Here is an 18,515-nt window from a genome sequence, read left to right on the forward strand (position 1 = left end):
CAGGCCATGGAAGCCTGGCTGGCCAAGCCGCAACTGCTGGAAGCCGACGCCGACGCCGAATACGCCGCGGTCATCGAGATCGACCTGGCCGAGGTCAAGGAGCCCGTGCTCTGCGCGCCGAACGACCCGGACGATGCCCGCCTGCTGTCCACCGTGGCCGGCGACAAGATCGACGAGGTGTTCATCGGTTCCTGCATGACCAACATCGGTCACTTCCGCGCCGCCGGCAAACTGCTGGACAAGGTCAAGGGCGGTATCCCGACCCGCCTGTGGCTGGCCCCGCCGACCAAGATGGACCAGCACCAGCTGACCGAGGAAGGCTACTACGGCATCTACGGCAAGGCCGGCGCGCGCATGGAAATGCCGGGCTGCTCCCTGTGCATGGGCAACCAGGCCCGCGTGCAGACCGGTGCCACCGTGGTCTCCACCTCCACCCGCAACTTCCCCAACCGCCTGGGCGACGCCACCAACGTCTACCTGGCCTCCGCCGAACTGGCGGCCGTGGCCTCGATCCTGGGCAAACTGCCGACCGTGGCCGAGTACATGGAATACGCGAAGAACATCGACAGCATGGCTGCCGATATCTACCGCTACCTGTCCTTCGACCAGATCGCCGAGTACAAGGAAGCCGCGGCCAACGCCAAGATCCCGGTGGTCCAGGCCTAAGCCTGCATCGGTAGCTCGGTAATGAAGAAGCCCCGCCCCGTGCGGGGCTTTTTCTTGCTCCGGATATGCCCCATGCCGCGGCGAACAGGCCATATGCGCAGGGTGGATATCGCTTTTCGTGTCCACCACCGACAGTGATTCGATCAACCCTGCCCCTGCCAACCCCCTCCTGGCGCAAGCTGCAGGGCCGCTTGCCAATAACCGCACAGTTTCGACAGAGGTTAGCCCTGTTCGCCTTGCAGCCCCTCCGCCAGCAGCTATGTTGCAGGTATCAGCTGCCATCACGGACGGCCCGCTCATCACCACTGACGAGACACAAGGACACCGGCCTGATCGAGTTCGAGGACCACGAAGGCCGCGTCCAGCAGATCCCGCGAAAGATCATCGAACGTTGAGGTGGCTCCGACCTCGAACCCTTGCCCCGCCCCCGGCGGGGTTTCTTTTTTCGGCCCCTGGCATATCGCTTGCTTGATCCGCCTCAACGACACTCACTCCAGCAGCGGAGCGGGGTGATGACGATGGCGTCGATACCGGCGGGCCCCGGCTGCTCCGGATCGGCGCCATTTCGCTGACAGGTGGCAACCAAGATGACGGACAAGCAGAACACGCGCGCAGACAACCTGGCCTGGATAGCGGGCAGCGATGCACCGGAGAAGTGCATGCTCAACCTGGGCTTCATGCCCCTGACCGATTCGGCGTCCTTGATAGTCGCCGCAACCCAGGGCTTCGCCCAACCCTACGGCCTGACCCTGAACCTCCAGCGCCAATCCTCCTGGGCCGCATTGCGCGACAAGCTGCTCTGCGGCGAACTCGACGCGGCACAGGCCCTCTACGGCCAGGTCTACGGCATCGAGCTGGGCATCGGCGGACCTGGCGCCGCGATGTCCATCCTCATGGGCCTGTGCCAGAACGGCCAGGCGATCAACCTCTCCGAACCACTCAAGCGCATCGGCGTGACCAGTTCCGAGGCACTGGCCCGCCATGTGCGCCAAGGCGGTGCACGCCTGACCTTCGCCCAGACCTTTCCCACCGGCACCCACGCCATGTGGCTGAACTACTGGCTCGCGGCCCAGGGCATCCATCCGTTGCGGGACGTCGACACGGTCGTGGTGCCGCCCTCGCAGATGGTTGCCCACCTCGAGGCTGCGCGCATCGACGGCTTCTGCGCCGGCGGCCCCTGGGGCGCCCTGGCAGTGGACCAGGGCCAGGGCTTCACCCTGGCAACCAGCCAGATGATCTGGCCAGACCATCCGGAAAAGGTTCTTGCCGTAACCCGCGAATTCGCCGAGCAGTACCCCAACACCGCCCGCGCCCTGACCATGGCCGTACTGGAGGCCAGCCGCTTCATCGACGCCAGCGAGGAGAATCGCCACAGCACCGCCCAGCTCATCAGCGGCAGTGATTACGTGGACGTACCGCTCTCGGCCGTGGAGGGGCGTTTCCTCGGCCACTACCAGGACGGCCTCGGCAACGCCTGGGAAGATGAACACCCGCTGCGCTTCTTCGAAGACGGCAAGGTGAACATGCCCTACCTGTCCGACGGGATCTGGTTCATGACCCAGTTCCGACGCTGGGGCCTGCTGCGTGACGACCCGGACTACCTGGCAGTGGCCCAGCGCGTGCAGCGCCTGGACATCTACTGCCAGGCCGCCGAATCCCTGGGAATCCCGGTGCCGGAGCTGATGCGCAGCGCCATACTGATCGACGGACGCACCTGGGACGGCAGTGACCCGGCGGGCTACGCACGGAGCTTCCCGATCCACTCGCTGGCCGGCAGTGTCCGGGCCATCGCCCTGTAGCCGCTTGGGAAGACGCCGCCATGTTGCGTATCCTGCTGATCAATGACACCCCCAAGAAAGTCGGCCGGCTCAAGGCCGCCCTGGTGGAAGCCGGATTCGACGTCATCGACGAATCCGGACTGACCATCGACCTGCCGGCCCGCGTCGAGGCCATTCGCCCGGACGTGGTGCTGATCGATACCGAATCCCCAGGCCGGGACGTGATGGAACAGGTGGTGATGGTGACCCGCGACCAGCCGCGCCCCATCGTGATGTTCACCGACGAGCACGACCCCAAGGTCATGCGCCAGGCCATCCAGGCCGGCGTCAGCGCCTACATCGTCGAAGGCATCCAGGCCGACCGCCTGCAACCCATCCTCGACGTCGCCATGGCCCGGTTCGAAAGCGAGCAGGCGCTGCGCGCCCAACTCTCGGCCCGCGACCAGCAGCTGGCGGAACGCAAGCGCATCGAACTGGCCAAGGGACTGCTGATGAAAATGAAGAACTGCAACGAGGAAGAGGCCTACACCCTGATGCGCCGCCAGGCGATGAGCCGGCAGCAAAAGTTGATCCAGGTGGCCGAACAGATCATCGCCATGCACGACATGCTGGGGAAGTAGGCTGACCCGCCTCAAAGCGGGAATTCGCCGACGCAGCGGCATCCCGCGTACCGGCCGCCGGTCACCTCGGTGGCAATTCTTTCGAACCTTGCTTTCGGGCACCCAGTCAGTGATAGACCTGCCGCCGGCAGGTCATCTCCAGGCACAGAACAGGCGCGCCCGGCTCAAGATCCATGGTCTCGAGCCAAGCGAGGCGGCCCCCGACGAGGAAGAAAGGCATGCAGACGCACTCCCCCGCTCCAGTACGACCGCCCGCAAACCGATGGATCGGCCTGATCGGCTGGCTGCTGCTGAGCGATGCCAGCGCGGATCTGTACACCGGCGTTCCGCCCGGCGGCAATTTCGCCCTGGAGAACTGGAACCTCACCGTGCCGCAGGATGCCGACGGCGGTACCACCGGCAAGGCGGTCACGGTCCGCCCCGACCAGCTCAGCGGCCCCGACGGCTACCAATCACGCTGGTTCCACACCGATACCCGGGATGGTGCCATGACCTTCTGGACGCCGATCAATGGCGCCACCGCCGGCGGCTCCAGCAGCCCGCGCACGGAACTTCGCGAGATGCTCGACCCAAGCACCCTCGGGCTGAACTGGAACGGTGCGGGCGAGTCGGTGCAGGATGCCCTGCTCAAGGTCCTGCAGGTGCCCAGCGACGGTATCGTCATCGTCGGCCAGGTCCATGGCTACGGCAGCGCGCCGCTGATCATGGTCTATTACCGCTATGACGCGGCGAAGGGTTCGGGCCGGGTGATCGCCAAGTTGCAGGGCCTGCCGGAACAGGGGCCGCCCTTCACCAACCATGTGCTGGCCGACGATGTCGCCCTGGGCGAGACCTTCAGCTACCAGATGAGGGTCAGCCGCAATGTGGCCATGGCATCGGCCAATGGCGGGCCGGTGGCGCGCATGGAAATGGACCCGGCCTGGAACGGCGAGACCTTCTACTTCAAGGCCGGCGCCTACCTGCACATGCATGGCGACAGCGCCAGCGAAGGCGCGCGGGTGAAGTTCTACCGCCTGGCGGCCAGCCATCCCAACGACGGGCTCTTCGTCAACAGCGCCGCTGCCCTGCCCGACGCCCACGCCGGCCAGCCCTACCTGGCGCAGCTCTACAGCACCGGCGGCCTCGGCGGCGCCACCTGGAAGCTGGTCAGCGGCCATCCGCCGGCGGGCCTCAACCTGTCCGCCGACGGGGTCGTGCAGGGCACACCGGCGCCCAGCGCCGTCTCACCCATCGCCCACTGGTTCGTAGCCCAGGTACGCGATGTCAACGGCAGCACCCATCACAAGAAGTTCTCCATCCTGGTGGCGCAATAACGCCGACGGCTCCCGGCCGCGAATCGGCCGGGCGTCGAGAAACTTTCCTCGACAAGCCCCCCGCCCAGCCCTTATCTTCGCCGCCAGGCCACAGCAGTGGCCGACGTCGCTCGGACGGTTCCGGGCGCTTACGTATCCGAGGAAAGCATGGCTGACCAGCGTTCAGCGCGCCGCTTCGCGCGTATCGATCGTCTCCCCCCCTACGTCTTCAACATCACCGCCGAACTCAAGATGGCCGCACGCCGTCGCGGCGAGGACATCATCGACCTGTCCATGGGCAACCCCGACGGCGCCACCCCGCCGCATATCGTGGAAAAGCTCGTGCAGGTCGCCCAGCGCGAAGACACCCACGGATACTCCACCTCCCGCGGCATTCCGCGCCTGCGCAGGGCCATCTCGCGCTGGTACAAGGACCGCTACGACGTGGAGATCGATCCTGAAAGCGAAGCCATCGTCACCATCGGCTCCAAGGAAGGCCTGGCACACCTGATGCTCGCCACCCTGGACCATGGCGACACGGTATTGGTGCCCAATCCCAGCTACCCGATCCACATCTACGGTGCGGTCATCGCCGGCGCCCAGGTCCGTTCGGTACCCCTGGTGCCCGGTGTGGACTTTTTCGCCGAACTGGAACGGGCCATCCGCGAATCCATTCCGAAACCGAAGATGATGATCATCGGTTTCCCCTCCAACCCCACCGCCCAGTGCGTGGAACTGGACTTCTTCGAGCGCGTGGTCGCCCTGGCCAAGCAGTACGAAGTACTGGTGGTGCACGACCTGGCCTATGCCGACATCGTCTACGACGGCTGGAAGGCGCCCTCGATCATGCAGGTGCCCGGGGCGAAGGACATCGCGGTGGAGTTCTTCACCCTGTCCAAGAGCTACAACATGGCGGGCTGGCGAATCGGTTTCATGGTCGGCAACCAGGAGCTGGTCAGCGCCCTGGCGCGGATCAAGAGCTACCACGACTACGGCACCTTCACTCCGCTGCAGGTCGCGGCCATCGCCGCCCTGGAGGGCGACCAGCAGTGCGTGCGCGACATCGCCGAGCAGTACCGCCAGCGCCGCAACGTGCTGGTGAAGGGGCTCCACGAGATCGGCTGGATGGTGGAAAACCCCAAGGCCTCGATGTATGTCTGGGCGAAGATTCCCGAGCCCTACGCCGCCATGGGTTCCCTGGAGTTCGCCAAGAAGCTGCTGGCCGAGGCCAAGGTCTGCGTATCCCCGGGACTGGGATTCGGCGACTATGGTGACGACCATGTGCGCTTTGCGCTGATCGAGAACCAGGACCGCATCCGCCAGGCCGTACGTGGCATCAAGGGGATGTTCCGCGCCGATGGCATCCTCGGCCAACCGGTTCCGCCCAGGGCCCGCAAGACCGGCAAGGCCTGACGCCGGTTCGCGCCCCCTGGTCACAGGGGGCACGAAAAAACCTGAACTTTCCTGAAACGCCCGCCCGGCAAGGCTTTCTCGCCTTTTTCAGGCCATTGGATGGCCCCTCTTCCTACAACCGTTCGTCAGCTTTTTGAACATTTTTTGAACAAAATCAGGCTACTATGACTCTCATGAAAGCCTGAGTTCATCGTGCCGAAGCTGAACCATGGTCGGTCAGCGGCGCGCATGTCTTTTTTCCCCTTGAGTCCGGAGCGATTCCCAATGCACAAGTTCATGTGCAGAGGTTTCTCTGTCTCAAAAAAAGGAGGAGTGCATATGAAGACATGAAGTACGAGTAGAGCTGTACGAACTACATAAAGACCACTAGCAGTCCAAAGAGACTCGCGAGAAAGAAATATCAACACATATCGGTGCCCTAACTGCATCAGCACACCAACTTACTTTGTAAAACAAGAGGTAAACCATGGAGCTGTACCATCTGATCACTTCCCTGTTCAAACAGGAAGCCACCATGGAATTAATGCGCATGGGTGTAGTTTATGCCCACCTGATCGCCTGCTGCGTGGCAATCGGCCTGGTCCTGACCAGCGACTACGCCATGATCAAGCAGATGATCTCCGGCAAAGACGACTCTCATAGCGACAAAACCCATCTTGATACTCTGAAGAAAACTGTACTGCTTGCACTGGCGGCGCTTTGGGCTACAGGGATAGGTATCATCCTGATGGATTACTCTGTCAAAGGCGCGGTGTACTTCCTCAACCCCAAACTCCAGGCCAAGATCCTGGTCGTAGTACTGCTGACCGTTAACGGCTTCCTCCTGCACAGCGCTGTACTGCCTGCCATCAAGAAGGCCGGCACGCTGGTCAAGATGGAAACCAACGCCCGCACCCTCGCAGTATTCTCGGGTGTCGTATCCGGAGTTTCCTGGTTCTACGGGGCCATGCTGGGCATCGCTCGTCCGCTCAGCTGGAAATACTCCCTGGGCGAAATCATGTTCGCTTACCCGGTCCTCATCTGCCTCGGCTTCATTGCGATGACACTGCTGGTGAAGTGGGCAAGCAACAGAGCTGAAAACCTCACTCCTTCCCGAGTGAATCCCGCACTCGCGTCGTGGTAAGAGATGACTGGGCAGGGATGCCCAGTTTCAAGAAGAATATTGGAACTGGCAATTTCAAATAACTTGCAAGACAACTTCAACGTTACAAGAAACTCTTCACTTCGCTGCCCCCTTCCCTGTCGCTGACCTCGAATCAACAGCGAATCCAGCATTAAAGTGCCAGTATCCTCCCCGCTCCGCCGGTCGGCTCCATCGGAACTTTTTCGATATCCGCGTGTACGAACTGCTGCCCGATATCCAGCAGTAAGGACATGAAGTGATAGACCTCACCACGTGGAACCTCACGGTTCCCGCCATCGATTCCGCAACCCTGATCACCACCGAACGGCTTAGCAATGGTTACGAGAGCCAGTACTTCCGCCGCAACTCCGATGGCAGCATCAGTTTCTGGGTGCCGGTGAACGGTTCCCACACCTCGGACTCCACCTACCCGCGCACCGAACTGCGGGAAACCCAGGCCGACGGCACCCTCAGCAACTGGTATTACAGCAGCGCGGACAATTACCTCAGCGCGGTACTCTCGGTGGAGCAGGTGCCAAGCGAGCGCAAGATCGTCATAGGCCAGATCCACAGCAAGGACCAGCCCGGCAGCTACAACGACCCGCTGGTCAAGATCCAGTACCACTACCTGCGCGGTAATGGCCGGATCGAGGCGCTGCTGCGCAAACGCCCCGGGGATAGCGAGGTGGAGAACATTCTGCTCGCCCAGAACGTCGACCTGGGTGAGCGCTTCGGTTACGACCTGCGCATCACCCCCTCCGGCAAACTCGGCATCACCATCACCAGCAAGGGCGATGACGGTGGCCTGTACCGCGAGCTCAGCGGCTACTGGTCTCCCCAGCAGCTGTACTTCAAGGCGGGTGCCTATATCCAGGATAACTACGGCCCCCTCAACGAAGGTGGCCGCGTCACCTTCTACTGGCTGAACAGCCTGCACCGCTGATACCCAGCATGGAAATGCCGGGCAATCCGGCCCGACGGCACCGAATCGGCTTCAACTCGGTGCAACGAAGGCCCCATCGCCCCGTTTTGAATCAGGACAGAAAATCGCCGATCGCGAGCAAACCGCTCTAGAACGGCCATTTCGAAGATTGGCCCAGGTCTTGCTCTGTTACAGGCAGAGGTAACCAAAGGCGGTTGCCCCACTACACGACAAAGGCGTCGCGTCACTCCCCAGCAATGCGGGCAGTGGTGCGGCGCCTTTTTCGTTCCGGCCCCAGCGATGGGGCGGTGGACGGGCCGGAATCCGGACGTTCGCTTGCAGCTCACTCAATCCCGCTGCGGCTCCGGCCGCAGGACGAAGCGCCACAAGCGCGACGTTTTACCGGGAGGTGCGACCGTCGTGCCCACGATCACGACGGGGCGCCTCCCGGCCCCTTACTGCAGATGAGGTGTTCGATGACAACGAGTTTCTGGAAAGCCGGCCATACGCCCACCCTGTTCTCCGCCTTCCTCTATTTCGACCTGAGTTTCATGGTCTGGTACGTGCTCGGCCCGCTGGGTGTACAGATCGCCGCTGACCTGGGGCTCACCACCCAGCAACGCGCCATGATGGTCGCCACCCCCATCCTGGCCGGCGCCGTGCTGCGCTTCCTGATGGGCATGCTGGCGGACCGCACCTCGCCCAAGACCGCCGGCCTGGTCGGCCAGATAGTGGTGATCAGCGCCCTGTTCGTGGCCTGGCAGATGGGCGTCCACAGCTATGAGCAGGCCCTGCTCCTCGGCCTCTTCCTCGGCGTTGCCGGGGCCTCCTTCGCCGTCGCCCTGCCGCTGGCTTCCCAGTGGTACCCGCCGCAGCACCAGGGCAAGGCCATGGGTATCGCCGGCGCCGGCAACTCGGGCACCGTGCTGGCCGCCCTCTTCGCTCCGGGCCTGGCCGCCCTCTACGGCTGGAACAGCGTCTTCGGCCTGGCGCTGATCCCGCTGGTGCTGACCCTGGCGATTTTCTCCCTGGCCGCGCGCAATGCCCCCAACCGCCCGGCACCCAAGGCCCTCGGCGACTACCTCAAGGCCCTCGGCGACCGTGACAGCTGGTGGTTCATGCTGTTCTACAGCGTCACCTTCGGCGGCTTCCTCGGCCTGGCCAGCACCCTGCCCGGCTACTTCCATGACCAGTACGGCCTGGCCCCGGTCACCGCCGGCCACTACACAGCCGCCTGCGTCTTCGCCGGCAGCCTGATGCGCCCGCTGGGCGGCGCCTTCGCCGATCGCGTCGGCGGTATCCGCACTCTGCTGGCGGTCTACACTGTGGCGTCGCTGTGCATCGCCGCCGTGGGCTTCCATATCTCCAACCCGCCCCTCGTCCTGGCGCTCTTCGTGGTCGCCATGCTGAGCCTTGGCGCAGGTAACGGCGCGGTATTCCAGCTGGTGCCGCAGCGTTTCCACAAGGAGATCGGCGTGATGACCGGCCTGATCGGGATGGCCGGCGGTATCGGCGGCTTCTGCCTGACCGCCGGTCTCGGCGCCATCAAGCAATACACCGGCGACTACCAGCTCGGCCTCTGGCTGTTCGCCAGCCTGGGCGTCGTGGCCTGGTTCGGCCTCCACGGCGTCAAGCAGCGCTGGCGCACCACCTGGGGCTCGGCCGCGGTAACCGCCGCCCGCGTCTGACCACGAAGCATTCCGGTGCCGGCCTGGACCGGCACCGGGCATCACCCGACAAGGAGCGCACCCGCGCTCCTTTCGCCCATACAGGACTTGTGCCCAGATGACCCTGCAACTCAGCTTCGGCGAAGCCAGCGCCACCGGTCCCCGCAGCGAGAACCAGGACGCCCTGCGGGTGGTTACCCCGGCGCCGGCCCTGGCGGCGAGCAAAGGCTTCCTCTTCGCCCTGGCTGACGGCGTCAGCCAATGCGCCGATGGCGGCCTGGCCGCCCGCGCTACCTTGCAGGCCCTGGCGCTGGACTACTACTCGACCCCGGAAACCTGGGCCGTCGCCCAGTCCCTGGATCGCCTGCTGGTCGCCCACAATCGCTGGCTGCAGGCCAACGGCGGCGGCCAGCCGCTGCTCACCACCCTCACCGCCCTGGTCTTGCGTGGCCGTCGCTACACCCTGGCCCACGTCGGCGATTGCCGCGCTTACCGCTGGGACGGCAAGCAACTGACGCGCCTCAGCGAAGACCATGTCTGGGAACAACCCGGCATGCAGCACGTCCTCAAGCGCGCGCTGGGCCTGGACCAGCATCTGGTGGTGGACTACCTGGATGGCGAACTGGAGGAACGCCAGAGCTTCGTGCTGGTCAGCGATGGCGTCTGGGCAGTGCTTGGCGACCAGGGCATCCAGCGCATCCTGCTGGATGAACAGGACCTCTCGGCCGCCGCCCAGGCCCTGGTCAGCGCGGCGCACCTGGCCGGAAGCCAGGATAACGCCAGCGCCTTGCTGGTACGTGTCGACCACCTGCCCCAGGCGGGCCTCGCGGACTCCCTGGCACAGCTGGACCACTGGCCACTGCCGCCAAGGCTGCAGGAGGGCCAGGCGTTCGAAGGCTGGCAGGTGGAACGGCTGATCGCCGAATCCCGCCAGTCGATGGTCTACCGCGTGCGGGATGCCCAGGAGCGACGCTGGCTGCTGAAGACCCTGCCGGCCAGTCGCCATGACGAGCCCGGAGCGGGCCCGGCGCTGCTGCTGGAGGAGTGGTTCCTGCGGCGGGTAGCCGGGCGGCATTTCCCCGAGCCCCATCCCCTGCCCCAACGCCAGCACCTTTACTATGTGCAGCGTGAGTATGCCGGCCAGACCCTGGCCGAGCACCTCCGGCTCAGCGGTCCCATGGCGCTGCCGGAGTGGCAGGATATCGCGCCGCGCCTGCTCAGGGCCCTGGGCCAGCTGCATCGGCGCAACATCCTGCATCGCGACATCAAGCCGGAAAACCTGCTCTGGTGCGACGACGGCGAATTGCGCCTGCTGGATTTCGGACTGGCCTACTGCCCCGGCCTTTCCCAGGACGAAGCCCACAGCCTGCCCGGTACCCCGAGCTATATCGCCCCGGAGGCCTTCGCCGGTACCGCCCCTTCGACACAGCAGGACCTCTACGCCGCGGGCGTGACCCTCTACCACCTGCTCACCGGCCACTACCCCTACGGCGAAGTGGAGGCCTTCCAGCATCCGCGCTTCGGCACACCCACCCCGGCCAGCCGCTACCGGCCCGACCTGCCCACCTGGCTGGATGAATGCCTGGCCCGCGCAGTGGCCGCCGATCCGGCCAGCCGCTACGAAACCATGGAAGAGTGGCTGCTGGCCCTCGAACAGGGCGAACGCCGCGCACTCACGGTCAAACCCAGGCCGCTGCTGGAGCGAGAACCGCTGAAAGTCTGGCGCGGCATGGCGCTATTCTCCCTGCTGTGCAACCTGGTATTGCTGGCCCTGCTGCTGAAGGGGTGACGCACCAGAACAGTGCGCATCGCCCCAGCGAAGAGCGAGGCGACCAGCAGGTCACCCCCGCCGCGCTCCGGAATACGGGGATCCCAGGGTTGGCACGACATCTGCAAAGTCGGTATCGACAATCTACAAAAGCGCCCGCCTCAACGACGAGACGGCACTTTCCCGATCGATCGGGACTTGGACAAAGGCGTCCTGCTGGCAACAGCGGGACGCCTTTTTTGTTTGCTCGACCTTTATGCAGGAGTCTCCCGCATGAACAAACCCAAGCTGGTGGTGATCGGAAACGGCATGGCCGGAGTGCGTACCCTCGAAGAGCTGCTGAGGCTCGCTCCCGACCACTATCAGGTCACGGTGTTCGGCGCCGAACCCCATCCGAACTACAACCGTGCCCAGCTCTCCCCGGTATTGGCGGGTGAGCAGTCCTTCGAGGAAATCATCCTCAACGACCTGGCCTGGTACGCGGAAAACGGCATCGAGCTGCTGCTGAATCGCAAGGTGGTGCAGATCGACCGTCAGCGTCGCCGGGTGATCGCCGAAGACGGCACCTGCGCCGACTACGACCGCCTGGTGATCGCCACCGGTTCCACGCCAAGCCGACTGTCGATCCCCGGCAATCGTCTGCGGGGCGTGATCGGCTATCGCGACATCGCCGGTACCCGCGCCATGATCGAGACCGCCCGCACCCACAGCCACGCCGTGGTCATCGGCGGCGGCCTGCTCGGCCTGGAAGCGGCCAACGGCCTGAAGCAACGCGGCATGGACGTGACCGTGGTGCACCTCGCCGATTGGTTGCTGGAAAAACAACTCGACCGCCCTGCCGGCGAAAAGCTGCTGCGCGCCCTGCGGGCCCGCGGCATCCGCTTCCGCCTGGGCACTGCCACCGAAGAGCTGATCGACAACGGCGATGGCCGCGTCTGCGCCGTGCAACTGGCCGGTGGCGAGGTGATCACTGCCGACCTGGTGGTCATGGCGGCCGGCATCAAGCCCAACACCGAGCTGGCCGAACAGGCCGGTCTGCCCTGCAACCACGGCATCCTGGTGGACGACACCCTGCAGACCTACGACCCGCGCATCTACGCCATTGGCGAGTGTGCCAATCACCGCGGCATCTCCTATGGGCTGGTAGCGCCACTGATGGAACAGGCAAAGGTCTGCGCCAACCACCTGGCCATGCTTGGCTTCGCCCGCTACCAGGGCTCCAGCACCGGCACCAGGCTCAAGGTGGCCGGGATCGAGATGTTCAGCGCCGGCGACCTGCCCCATCCGGGTGAAGTATCGGGAATGCCCGGCGCCTGCCCCTTGCACGACTGGCAGATAGAACTGGCCTCCGACGACGTATTGGCCTGGACCTGAATCAACTGCGGCGCCCGCGCCGAGGAGTACCGAGATGAACGGCAAAGTCTGGCTGGTGGGCGCAGGTCCCGGCGACCCCGAACTCCTGACCCTGAAAGCGGTGAAGGCCCTGAACCAGGCGGAAATCGTGATGATCGACGACCTGGTCAACCCGGCGGTGCTGGAGCACTGCCACGCGGCCCGGGTTATCCGCGTCGGCAAACGCGGCGGCTGCCGCTCGACGCCCCAGGAATTCATCCACCGCCTGATGCTGCGCTATGCGCGGCAGGGCAAGTGCGTGGTACGGCTGAAAGGCGGCGACCCCTGTATCTTCGGCCGTGGCAGCGAGGAGGCCGAGTGGCTGGCCGAACGCGGCATCGAGAGCGAGCTGGTCAACGGCATCACCGCTGGCCTGGCCGGCGCCACCAACTGCGGCATCCCCCTCACGCTGCGCGGCATCAGCCGTGGCGTGACCCTGGTCACCGCCCACACCCAGGACGACAGCAGCCTCAACTGGCACGCCCTGGCGCAATCGGGCACCACCCTGGTGGTCTACATGGGCGTGGCCAAGCTGGCGGACATCCGCGAGGGGCTTCTGGCGGGCGGCATGTCCAGCGCCATGCCCGTGGCGATGATCGAAAACGCCTCCCTGCCCCACCAGCGCGAATGCCGCAGTTCCCTTGGACAAATGCAAGCAGATGCCAGGGCTTTCGAACTGAAGAGCCCGGCCATCCTCGTAATAGGCGAAGTGGCCGCGGCAGCCGCGGTTATGCCCATGGCGCAGACCGCCTGATCCCTCTTCGCTCCTGCGAAGTAGTGCTTGCCCGGCTTTGCCGGGCTTTTTTATGGATCTTCGCCAGCTACCTGGGTGCGGCTGCCTGACGGTATCCGGTGCGCACAGCGCCCCCTACCGCACGACACCTCGCGCAAGGGTGCGCCGTGCGCACCAACCCTGGCCGCAACGCCGGCCGGCCGCTCCGGCACTTTTCTCCAGGCAAAGAAAAACCCGGCCGGGGCCGGGTTTCTCCTGAAGCTCGAACCAATTACTTGGCCTGGGCTTCCACTTCGGCTTCTACGCGACGGTTAACAGCGCGGCCTTCAGCAGTAGCGTTATCAGCAACCGGACGGGTTTCGCCGTAGCCGACAGCGTTGACGCGCTCGCCACCTACACCGTACTGGTCGACCAGCACTTCGCGAACGGCGTTGGCACGACGCTCGGACAGCTTCTGGTTGTAGGCGTCGGTACCAACGGAGTCGGTGTGGCCTTCAACGGTGGTGGTGGTGGACGGGTACTGGTTCATGAAGTCAGCCAGATTCTTGATGTCGCCGTAGCTTTCTTCCTTGACCTTGGCCTTGTCGAAGTCGAACTTCACGTCCAGCTCGACACGAACGACTTCGGCAACAGCCGGGCAGCCATCGGCGTCAACGGTGACGTTGGCCGGGGTGTCCGGGCACTTGTCGACGTTGTCGCAAACACCGTCGTTGTCGCTGTCGGCGCACACTTCGGCAACCGGGGCCGGAGCCGGCTCAGCCTGCTTGGTGGAACCACCGAAGTTGACACCAACGCCAACACCGGCCATCCACTCGGCTTCCTGGGCGTCCAGGTTGTACATGCCGTCCAGGCCCGCCTTGGCGAAGAAGTTCTCGGTGAAGTAGTACTTCAGACCGGTGCCGACGTTGGCAAAGGTGCTGTGGTCACGGCCAGTGCGCGGCGGGATGTTGCTGATGTTCTGATGGGCGAAGCCGGCAGAAACGTACGGACGCAGGCCAACACCCGGAGTACCGAAGTGGTAGATGGCATCCAGGGATGCGAGGTTGCCCTTGATGTCCTTGTGGCCATCGGTGCCGAAGGAGTCTTCGGAGGTCATGTCGTGGTATTCGCCGTACGACAGAGCCAGGGAGACGTCGTCGGTCAGGTAGTAGCCTACCGAGCCGCCGTACAGGTTGCCGTTCTCGAGATCGCGAGAACTGTCGGTGAAGTAACGCTTACCGAAAGCTTCCACCTCAACTGCGCCTTGGCCCTGAGCCAGCGCGTTCAGCGAAAAGGCGGCAACAAGAGAGCCAACGGCTACGCCTAAGGTGTTTTTCAGTTTCATCCGTAAATCCCCATCTTGGTGGTCAGTAAGTTGTCGAACAATCTCCGGACAACTTGGGCGGCAATTCTAGCAGAAGGTGCCAGCCCATAAGAGATTATTTTTCCCGAACTAAGTTTCGGCGAGGCCCGAGAATTTTTCACGCAGGCGATCAAGTGCACGTTTGTAGCGCATTTTTGTGGCGCTCAGGCCCATGTGCATAATGTCGGCGATCTCCTGGAACTCCAGCTCTGCGACAAAACGTAGCACAAGAATTTCCCGGTCAATGGGGTTGACATGTACCAACCAACGCTCCAGGCCTCCCCGTTCCTCGACCTTGGGAGCTTTCTCTTCGGAAGCTTCTTCCAAAGGATCCAGACTCAGCGCATCAAGCAAACGACGCTTGCGACGTTCTTTCCGATATTGGGTAATGCACTCGTTGTAGGTGATGCTATATAGCCATGTCTTGAACTTCGACTTGCCTTCGAAGTTCTTCAGTCCATAGAGCACCTTGAGCATCACTTCCTGACAGACATCATCAGCGTCGCGGTCGTTCCCCAAGTAGCGGGCACAGACATTGAACAAGGTGCGCTGATAGCGGCGCATCAATTCTTCATAGGCGCGAGTGACATGGAACAACTCGCCATGCGCGCGCTCCACCAGCTCCTCGTCCGAGAGCTCGCGTGGGTCATAGCGCAAGGAAAGCGATTGGGGCTTGTTCAAAAGGGGTCGGGCCGACAGTCAGGTCAAAAGCCGCCGGGGCGCGAGGTCCGCGCGCCCTGTCTGGCGGCATACATTAGCAGGGAAATGCCATCGTGTTAGCGGCTGGTTACCCGTTGATCGAGCAGGGTGCGGTTCGACACCGATACCAGCTCACCTTCCTCGGTGAGCAGCAGGGTCTTCACCGTGCCGATCTCCTCGATCTGCCCTTCGACATCGCCGACCTTCACTTGTTGCCCGACCTGATAAAGTTCGCGCACATAGATGCCGGCGAGGATCTGCCCGGCTATCTCGCGACTGCCGAGGCCCAGCGCCAGCGCCGCCGCCAGGCCGAAGGAAATCAGCACGATGGCGATGACGTTGTTCAGCAGGTCGGTCTTGACCTCCAGCTGGCCGATAGCCACGGAGATGCTGATGATGATCACCAGCCCCTGGGCGATTCGACCCAGGCCATGGGCGTATTCCAGGCCGACACCTTCGGCTGCGCCGCGCACCAGCCCGCTGACCAGTTGCGCCAGCAGCACACCCGCCAGCAGCACCAGGGCCGCACCCAGCACCTTGGGCAGGTACAGGGCCAGCACGTCGAGAGTGGCGGAAACCCGGTCCAGTCCCAGCGATTCGGCGGCGGACACCAGGAAGATCAGCAGCACGAACCAGTAGACGATCTTGCCGATCAGGGTCGAAACCGGTACCTGGATGCCGGCGCGGGCCAGCATCTTGGTCAGGCCCGTGCCCGCCATCAGGCGGTCCAGCCCGATCTTGGCCAGCAGCTTGGAGAGCAGGGTGTCCAGCAGCTTCGCCACCACGAAACCGAGCAGCACCACCACCAGCGCGCCGAACAGGCGCGGAATGAAGCCTGCCACCGGTGTCCACACCGACGTCATGGCGTTAACGAGTCCTTGGGTCCAGGGGTCGAATTCCATGTTCAATCAGCCTTATCTGCAGAACGGACAGAAGCATTGCGGCGCGATACGGGCGCCAGGTGAGGCGAACCATTGTTGAGGGCCATCATCATCGCCTCGAGCCAATGGCCCATGAGGCTGAACAGATCCCCGGCGCCCACCTGGCGATTGGCCGTCTTGAGCACACGGCCCAGGGTGGCGTCATCGTCGTGGTCGGAGTGCGGGGACGCCTTGAGCAGGTCCCGCAGGGATTCTTCGAACGGATCGTGCATGCGCACCTCGCGTGGATATGTCGGCTAGACGTGCCCGGGGCGGCCCAGGTCACATCAGAGCCAGCGCAATCGACGGAACAGCCAGAGCTGGAACCCCGCCACGCCCAGGATCAGCAGACTGGCGATGATGAAACCGTAAGGCGCCCCGTCGCCGGGAATGCCGCCCACGTTCATGCCCAGCAAGCCCGTGATGAAGCTCAATGGCAGGAAGAAGCCGGTGGTGATGCCGAGCAGGTACATGGTACGGCTGGTGCGCTCGCCCTGTCGGCGGCTTTCGCTTTCCAGCACCAGGCCGATGCGCTCGCGGATCAGCTCCAGCTCTTCCAGGTAACGGGTCAGGCGGTTGTTCAGCTCGTTCCAGTAGTCGCTGTCGTCCTCGACGAACCAGGGCATCCGGCTGCGCGCCAGTTGCCCGTAGATATCGCGCTGGGGCGCCAGGAAGCGCTTGAGTCCGGCGGCGCGCCGACGGATCTGCAGCATCAGGTCATGGTCCGGGCGAAAACGCTCGTTGTTGTCCAGGTGCTCCTCCTGTTCATCGACCTTCTCGGACAGCTCGGCCACCAGCGAGTCGACCTTGTCGGTCAGGTGCTCGGCCAGATAGAGCAGCACTTCCGAGGCCACCTTCGGTCCGGAGCCCTGGGCCCACTGCGCGATCAGCTCATCGGTGGCATGCAGCGACCGCAGGCGCAGGGAGACGATGCGCTGCGCCGCCGCGAAGATGCGCACCGACACCATGTCCTCCGGGACCGCGCCCGGATTCAGGTTGACGCCCCGGAGGAACAGCAGCAGCTCGTCGTCCGGCAAGGCCAGCATGCGCGGCCGGGTGCTTTCTTCCAGCAGGAGGTCGCAGGTGAACTCGGACAATCCGCTCTGCTCGCGCAGCCAGCGCCGCGCCAAGGGGTGGCTGCGGTCCCAGTGCAGCCAGAGGCTCTGCTCCGGCTTCAATTGCAGGCCGGCCAGCGCCTCCCGGAAAATCGGCGCCGCGCCGCCCCTTCCGTCCAGCACGAAGGCGTGTACCAGCCCCCACTGGGCGTTCCGCTCCTCGAACATCAACTCTCCTTGGAAGAGAAGCCCGGGCTTCTTCGATCAGGCCGGCATTTCCAGGGGTTCTGGCGAAATGATGATGCCGTTGTTGTCGGCATAGACGAACTCGCCCGGGCGGAAGGTGACGCCACCGAAGGTGACCGCCACGTTGAGGTCGCCGATGCCGCGCTTGTCGGTTTTCATCGGGTGGCTGGCCAGGGCCTGGACACCCAGGTCGGTCTGGGCGATGACGTCGACATCGCGGATGCAACCGTAGACGACGATACCTTCCCAACCATTCTTCGCCGCCTTCTCGGCCAGCATGTCACCCAGCAGGGCACGACGCAGGGAGCCACCACCGTCCACCACCAGCACCTTGCCCTTGCCCGGCAGGTCGACCTGCTCCTTGACCAGGGAGTTGTCCTCGAAGCACTTGATGGTGACGATCTCACCGCCGAAGGAATCGCGCCCACCGAAGTTGCTGAACATGGGTTCGACGACCTGGACCAGGTCCGGGTAGGCATCGCACAGATCAGGGGTAACGTATTGCATGGACATCTCCTTGATAGCAGTTACAGATCGAGACCGATGCGGTCGCCGTCATAGGCCAGCGGCAGGCGCTGCAACGGAGGGCAAGGCGCATTGACCGGGCGGCCATTGGCCAGGTCGAACGCCATGCCATGCCTGGCGCACCGCAGCACCCTGCCCTCGAGGGTGCCGGTGTGCAGGGGCGCGCCCTGGTGTGGGCAGCGATTTTCCATGAGGATCGGCTGCTGATCAACGACGATCAGTAACAATTGACGACCCTGCACCTGAAAAGTGCCGCGGTAGCCTTCCTGCAGGTTGATCAGTCGTTCCAGCGCTACGAACATGGAGCCTCCGCTCCGGCGATTCCCGCCATCTTTAGCACAGCCTCCGGCGAGC

The 18,515-nt window shown here is 63.9% G+C and carries 17 protein-coding genes and 1 pseudogene; 11 read left to right on the forward strand and 7 right to left on the reverse strand.

The genetic code is table 11. The annotated features are described in order from the left end of the window. From ACFPU0_RS18435 to cobA, 11 genes and pseudogenes are all read left to right on the forward strand, one after another. Positions 1 to 666, forward strand: a 666-nt coding sequence (locus tag ACFPU0_RS18435) for an aconitase family protein (protein WP_377694719.1), incomplete at its 5' end; no start/stop codon positions are given. A 587-nt stretch (positions 667 to 1,253) separates the two neighbouring features. Then, entirely contained in the window at positions 1,254 to 2,465 is a 1,212-nt protein-coding gene (locus ACFPU0_RS18440) for a CmpA/NrtA family ABC transporter substrate-binding protein (RefSeq protein WP_377694721.1), read from the forward strand. Between the two features lie 20 nt (positions 2,466 to 2,485). Then, positions 2,486 to 3,064: an ANTAR domain-containing response regulator gene (locus ACFPU0_RS18445; protein ID WP_377694722.1), complete on the forward strand. Its 579-nt coding sequence runs from the start codon at positions 2,486 to 2,488 to the stop codon at positions 3,062 to 3,064. A gap of 218 nt (positions 3,065 to 3,282) precedes the next feature. Then, on the forward strand, positions 3,283 to 4,377 hold the full coding sequence (locus ACFPU0_RS18450; RefSeq protein ID WP_377694724.1) for a polysaccharide lyase family 7 protein: 1,095 nt from the start codon (positions 3,283 to 3,285) through the stop codon (positions 4,375 to 4,377). A 147-nt stretch (positions 4,378 to 4,524) separates the two neighbouring features. Next, positions 4,525 to 5,769 (forward strand): alanine transaminase, encoded by a 1,245-nt coding sequence (gene alaC, locus ACFPU0_RS18455; RefSeq protein ID WP_377694725.1) that lies wholly within the window; start codon positions 4,525 to 4,527, stop codon positions 5,767 to 5,769. Between the two features lie 466 nt (positions 5,770 to 6,235). Then, positions 6,236 to 6,892, forward strand: coding sequence for a hypothetical protein (locus tag ACFPU0_RS18460; protein WP_377694726.1), 657 nt, complete (start codon positions 6,236 to 6,238; stop codon positions 6,890 to 6,892). A 256-nt stretch (positions 6,893 to 7,148) separates the two neighbouring features. Next, positions 7,149 to 7,835, forward strand: a complete 687-nt coding sequence (locus ACFPU0_RS18465) for a polysaccharide lyase family 7 protein (protein ID WP_377694727.1) — start codon at positions 7,149 to 7,151, stop codon at positions 7,833 to 7,835. Between the two features lie 455 nt (positions 7,836 to 8,290). Further along, positions 8,291 to 9,502: an MFS transporter gene (locus ACFPU0_RS18470; RefSeq protein WP_377694729.1), complete on the forward strand. Its 1,212-nt coding sequence runs from the start codon at positions 8,291 to 8,293 to the stop codon at positions 9,500 to 9,502. Between the two features lie 97 nt (positions 9,503 to 9,599). Then, positions 9,600 to 11,270 carry a protein kinase domain-containing protein gene (locus ACFPU0_RS18475; RefSeq protein WP_377694730.1) on the forward strand — a complete coding sequence of 557 codons (1,671 nt, stop codon included), beginning with the start codon at positions 9,600 to 9,602 and terminating at the stop codon, positions 11,268 to 11,270. Positions 11,271 to 11,522: 252 nt separating this feature from the next. After that, positions 11,523 to 12,524, forward strand: a pseudogene (locus ACFPU0_RS18480) (NAD(P)/FAD-dependent oxidoreductase); the annotation flags it as partial. A 133-nt stretch (positions 12,525 to 12,657) separates the two neighbouring features. Further along, entirely contained in the window at positions 12,658 to 13,395 is a 738-nt protein-coding gene (gene cobA / locus ACFPU0_RS18485; protein ID WP_377694731.1) for a uroporphyrinogen-III C-methyltransferase, read from the forward strand. A 250-nt stretch (positions 13,396 to 13,645) separates the two neighbouring features. On the opposite strand, the gene ACFPU0_RS18490 is transcribed toward cobA, so the two are convergent. The 7 genes from ACFPU0_RS18490 to ACFPU0_RS18520 all read right to left on the reverse strand — a co-directional run bounded on the left by ACFPU0_RS18490 (position 13,646) and on the right by ACFPU0_RS18520 (position 18,463). Beyond that, on the reverse strand, positions 13,646 to 14,698 hold the full coding sequence (locus ACFPU0_RS18490) for an OmpA family protein (RefSeq protein WP_377694732.1): 1,053 nt from the start codon (positions 14,696 to 14,698) through the stop codon (positions 13,646 to 13,648). A 108-nt stretch (positions 14,699 to 14,806) separates the two neighbouring features. Further along, on the reverse strand, positions 14,807 to 15,397 hold the full coding sequence (gene sigX, locus ACFPU0_RS18495) for an RNA polymerase sigma factor SigX (RefSeq protein ID WP_377694733.1): 591 nt from the start codon (positions 15,395 to 15,397) through the stop codon (positions 14,807 to 14,809). A gap of 95 nt (positions 15,398 to 15,492) precedes the next feature. Beyond that, the gene (locus ACFPU0_RS18500) at positions 15,493 to 16,317 is read right to left on the reverse strand and encodes a mechanosensitive ion channel family protein (RefSeq protein ID WP_377694734.1); all 825 of its coding nucleotides are present in this window, start codon (positions 16,315 to 16,317) and stop codon (positions 15,493 to 15,495) included. Between the two features lie 2 nt (positions 16,318 to 16,319). Beyond that, positions 16,320 to 16,574 carry a CrfX protein gene (locus tag ACFPU0_RS18505; protein ID WP_377694735.1) on the reverse strand — a complete coding sequence of 85 codons (255 nt, stop codon included), beginning with the start codon at positions 16,572 to 16,574 and terminating at the stop codon, positions 16,320 to 16,322. Between the two features lie 48 nt (positions 16,575 to 16,622). Further along, complete coding sequence (locus ACFPU0_RS18510; RefSeq protein WP_377694736.1) at positions 16,623 to 17,618, reverse strand: zinc transporter ZntB; 996 nt, start codon at positions 17,616 to 17,618, stop codon at positions 16,623 to 16,625. Positions 17,619 to 17,654: 36 nt separating this feature from the next. Next, entirely contained in the window at positions 17,655 to 18,143 is a 489-nt protein-coding gene (gene rraA / locus ACFPU0_RS18515; RefSeq protein WP_377694737.1) for a ribonuclease E activity regulator RraA, read from the reverse strand. Between the two features lie 20 nt (positions 18,144 to 18,163). Then, positions 18,164 to 18,463, reverse strand: a complete 300-nt coding sequence (locus ACFPU0_RS18520; RefSeq protein ID WP_377694738.1) for a Rieske (2Fe-2S) protein — start codon at positions 18,461 to 18,463, stop codon at positions 18,164 to 18,166. Between the last annotated feature and the right edge of the window lie 52 nt (positions 18,464 to 18,515).

This window comes from Pseudomonas sp. GCM10022186 (assembly GCF_042656385.1).
Classification (GTDB): Bacteria; Pseudomonadota; Gammaproteobacteria; order Pseudomonadales; family Pseudomonadaceae; genus Metapseudomonas.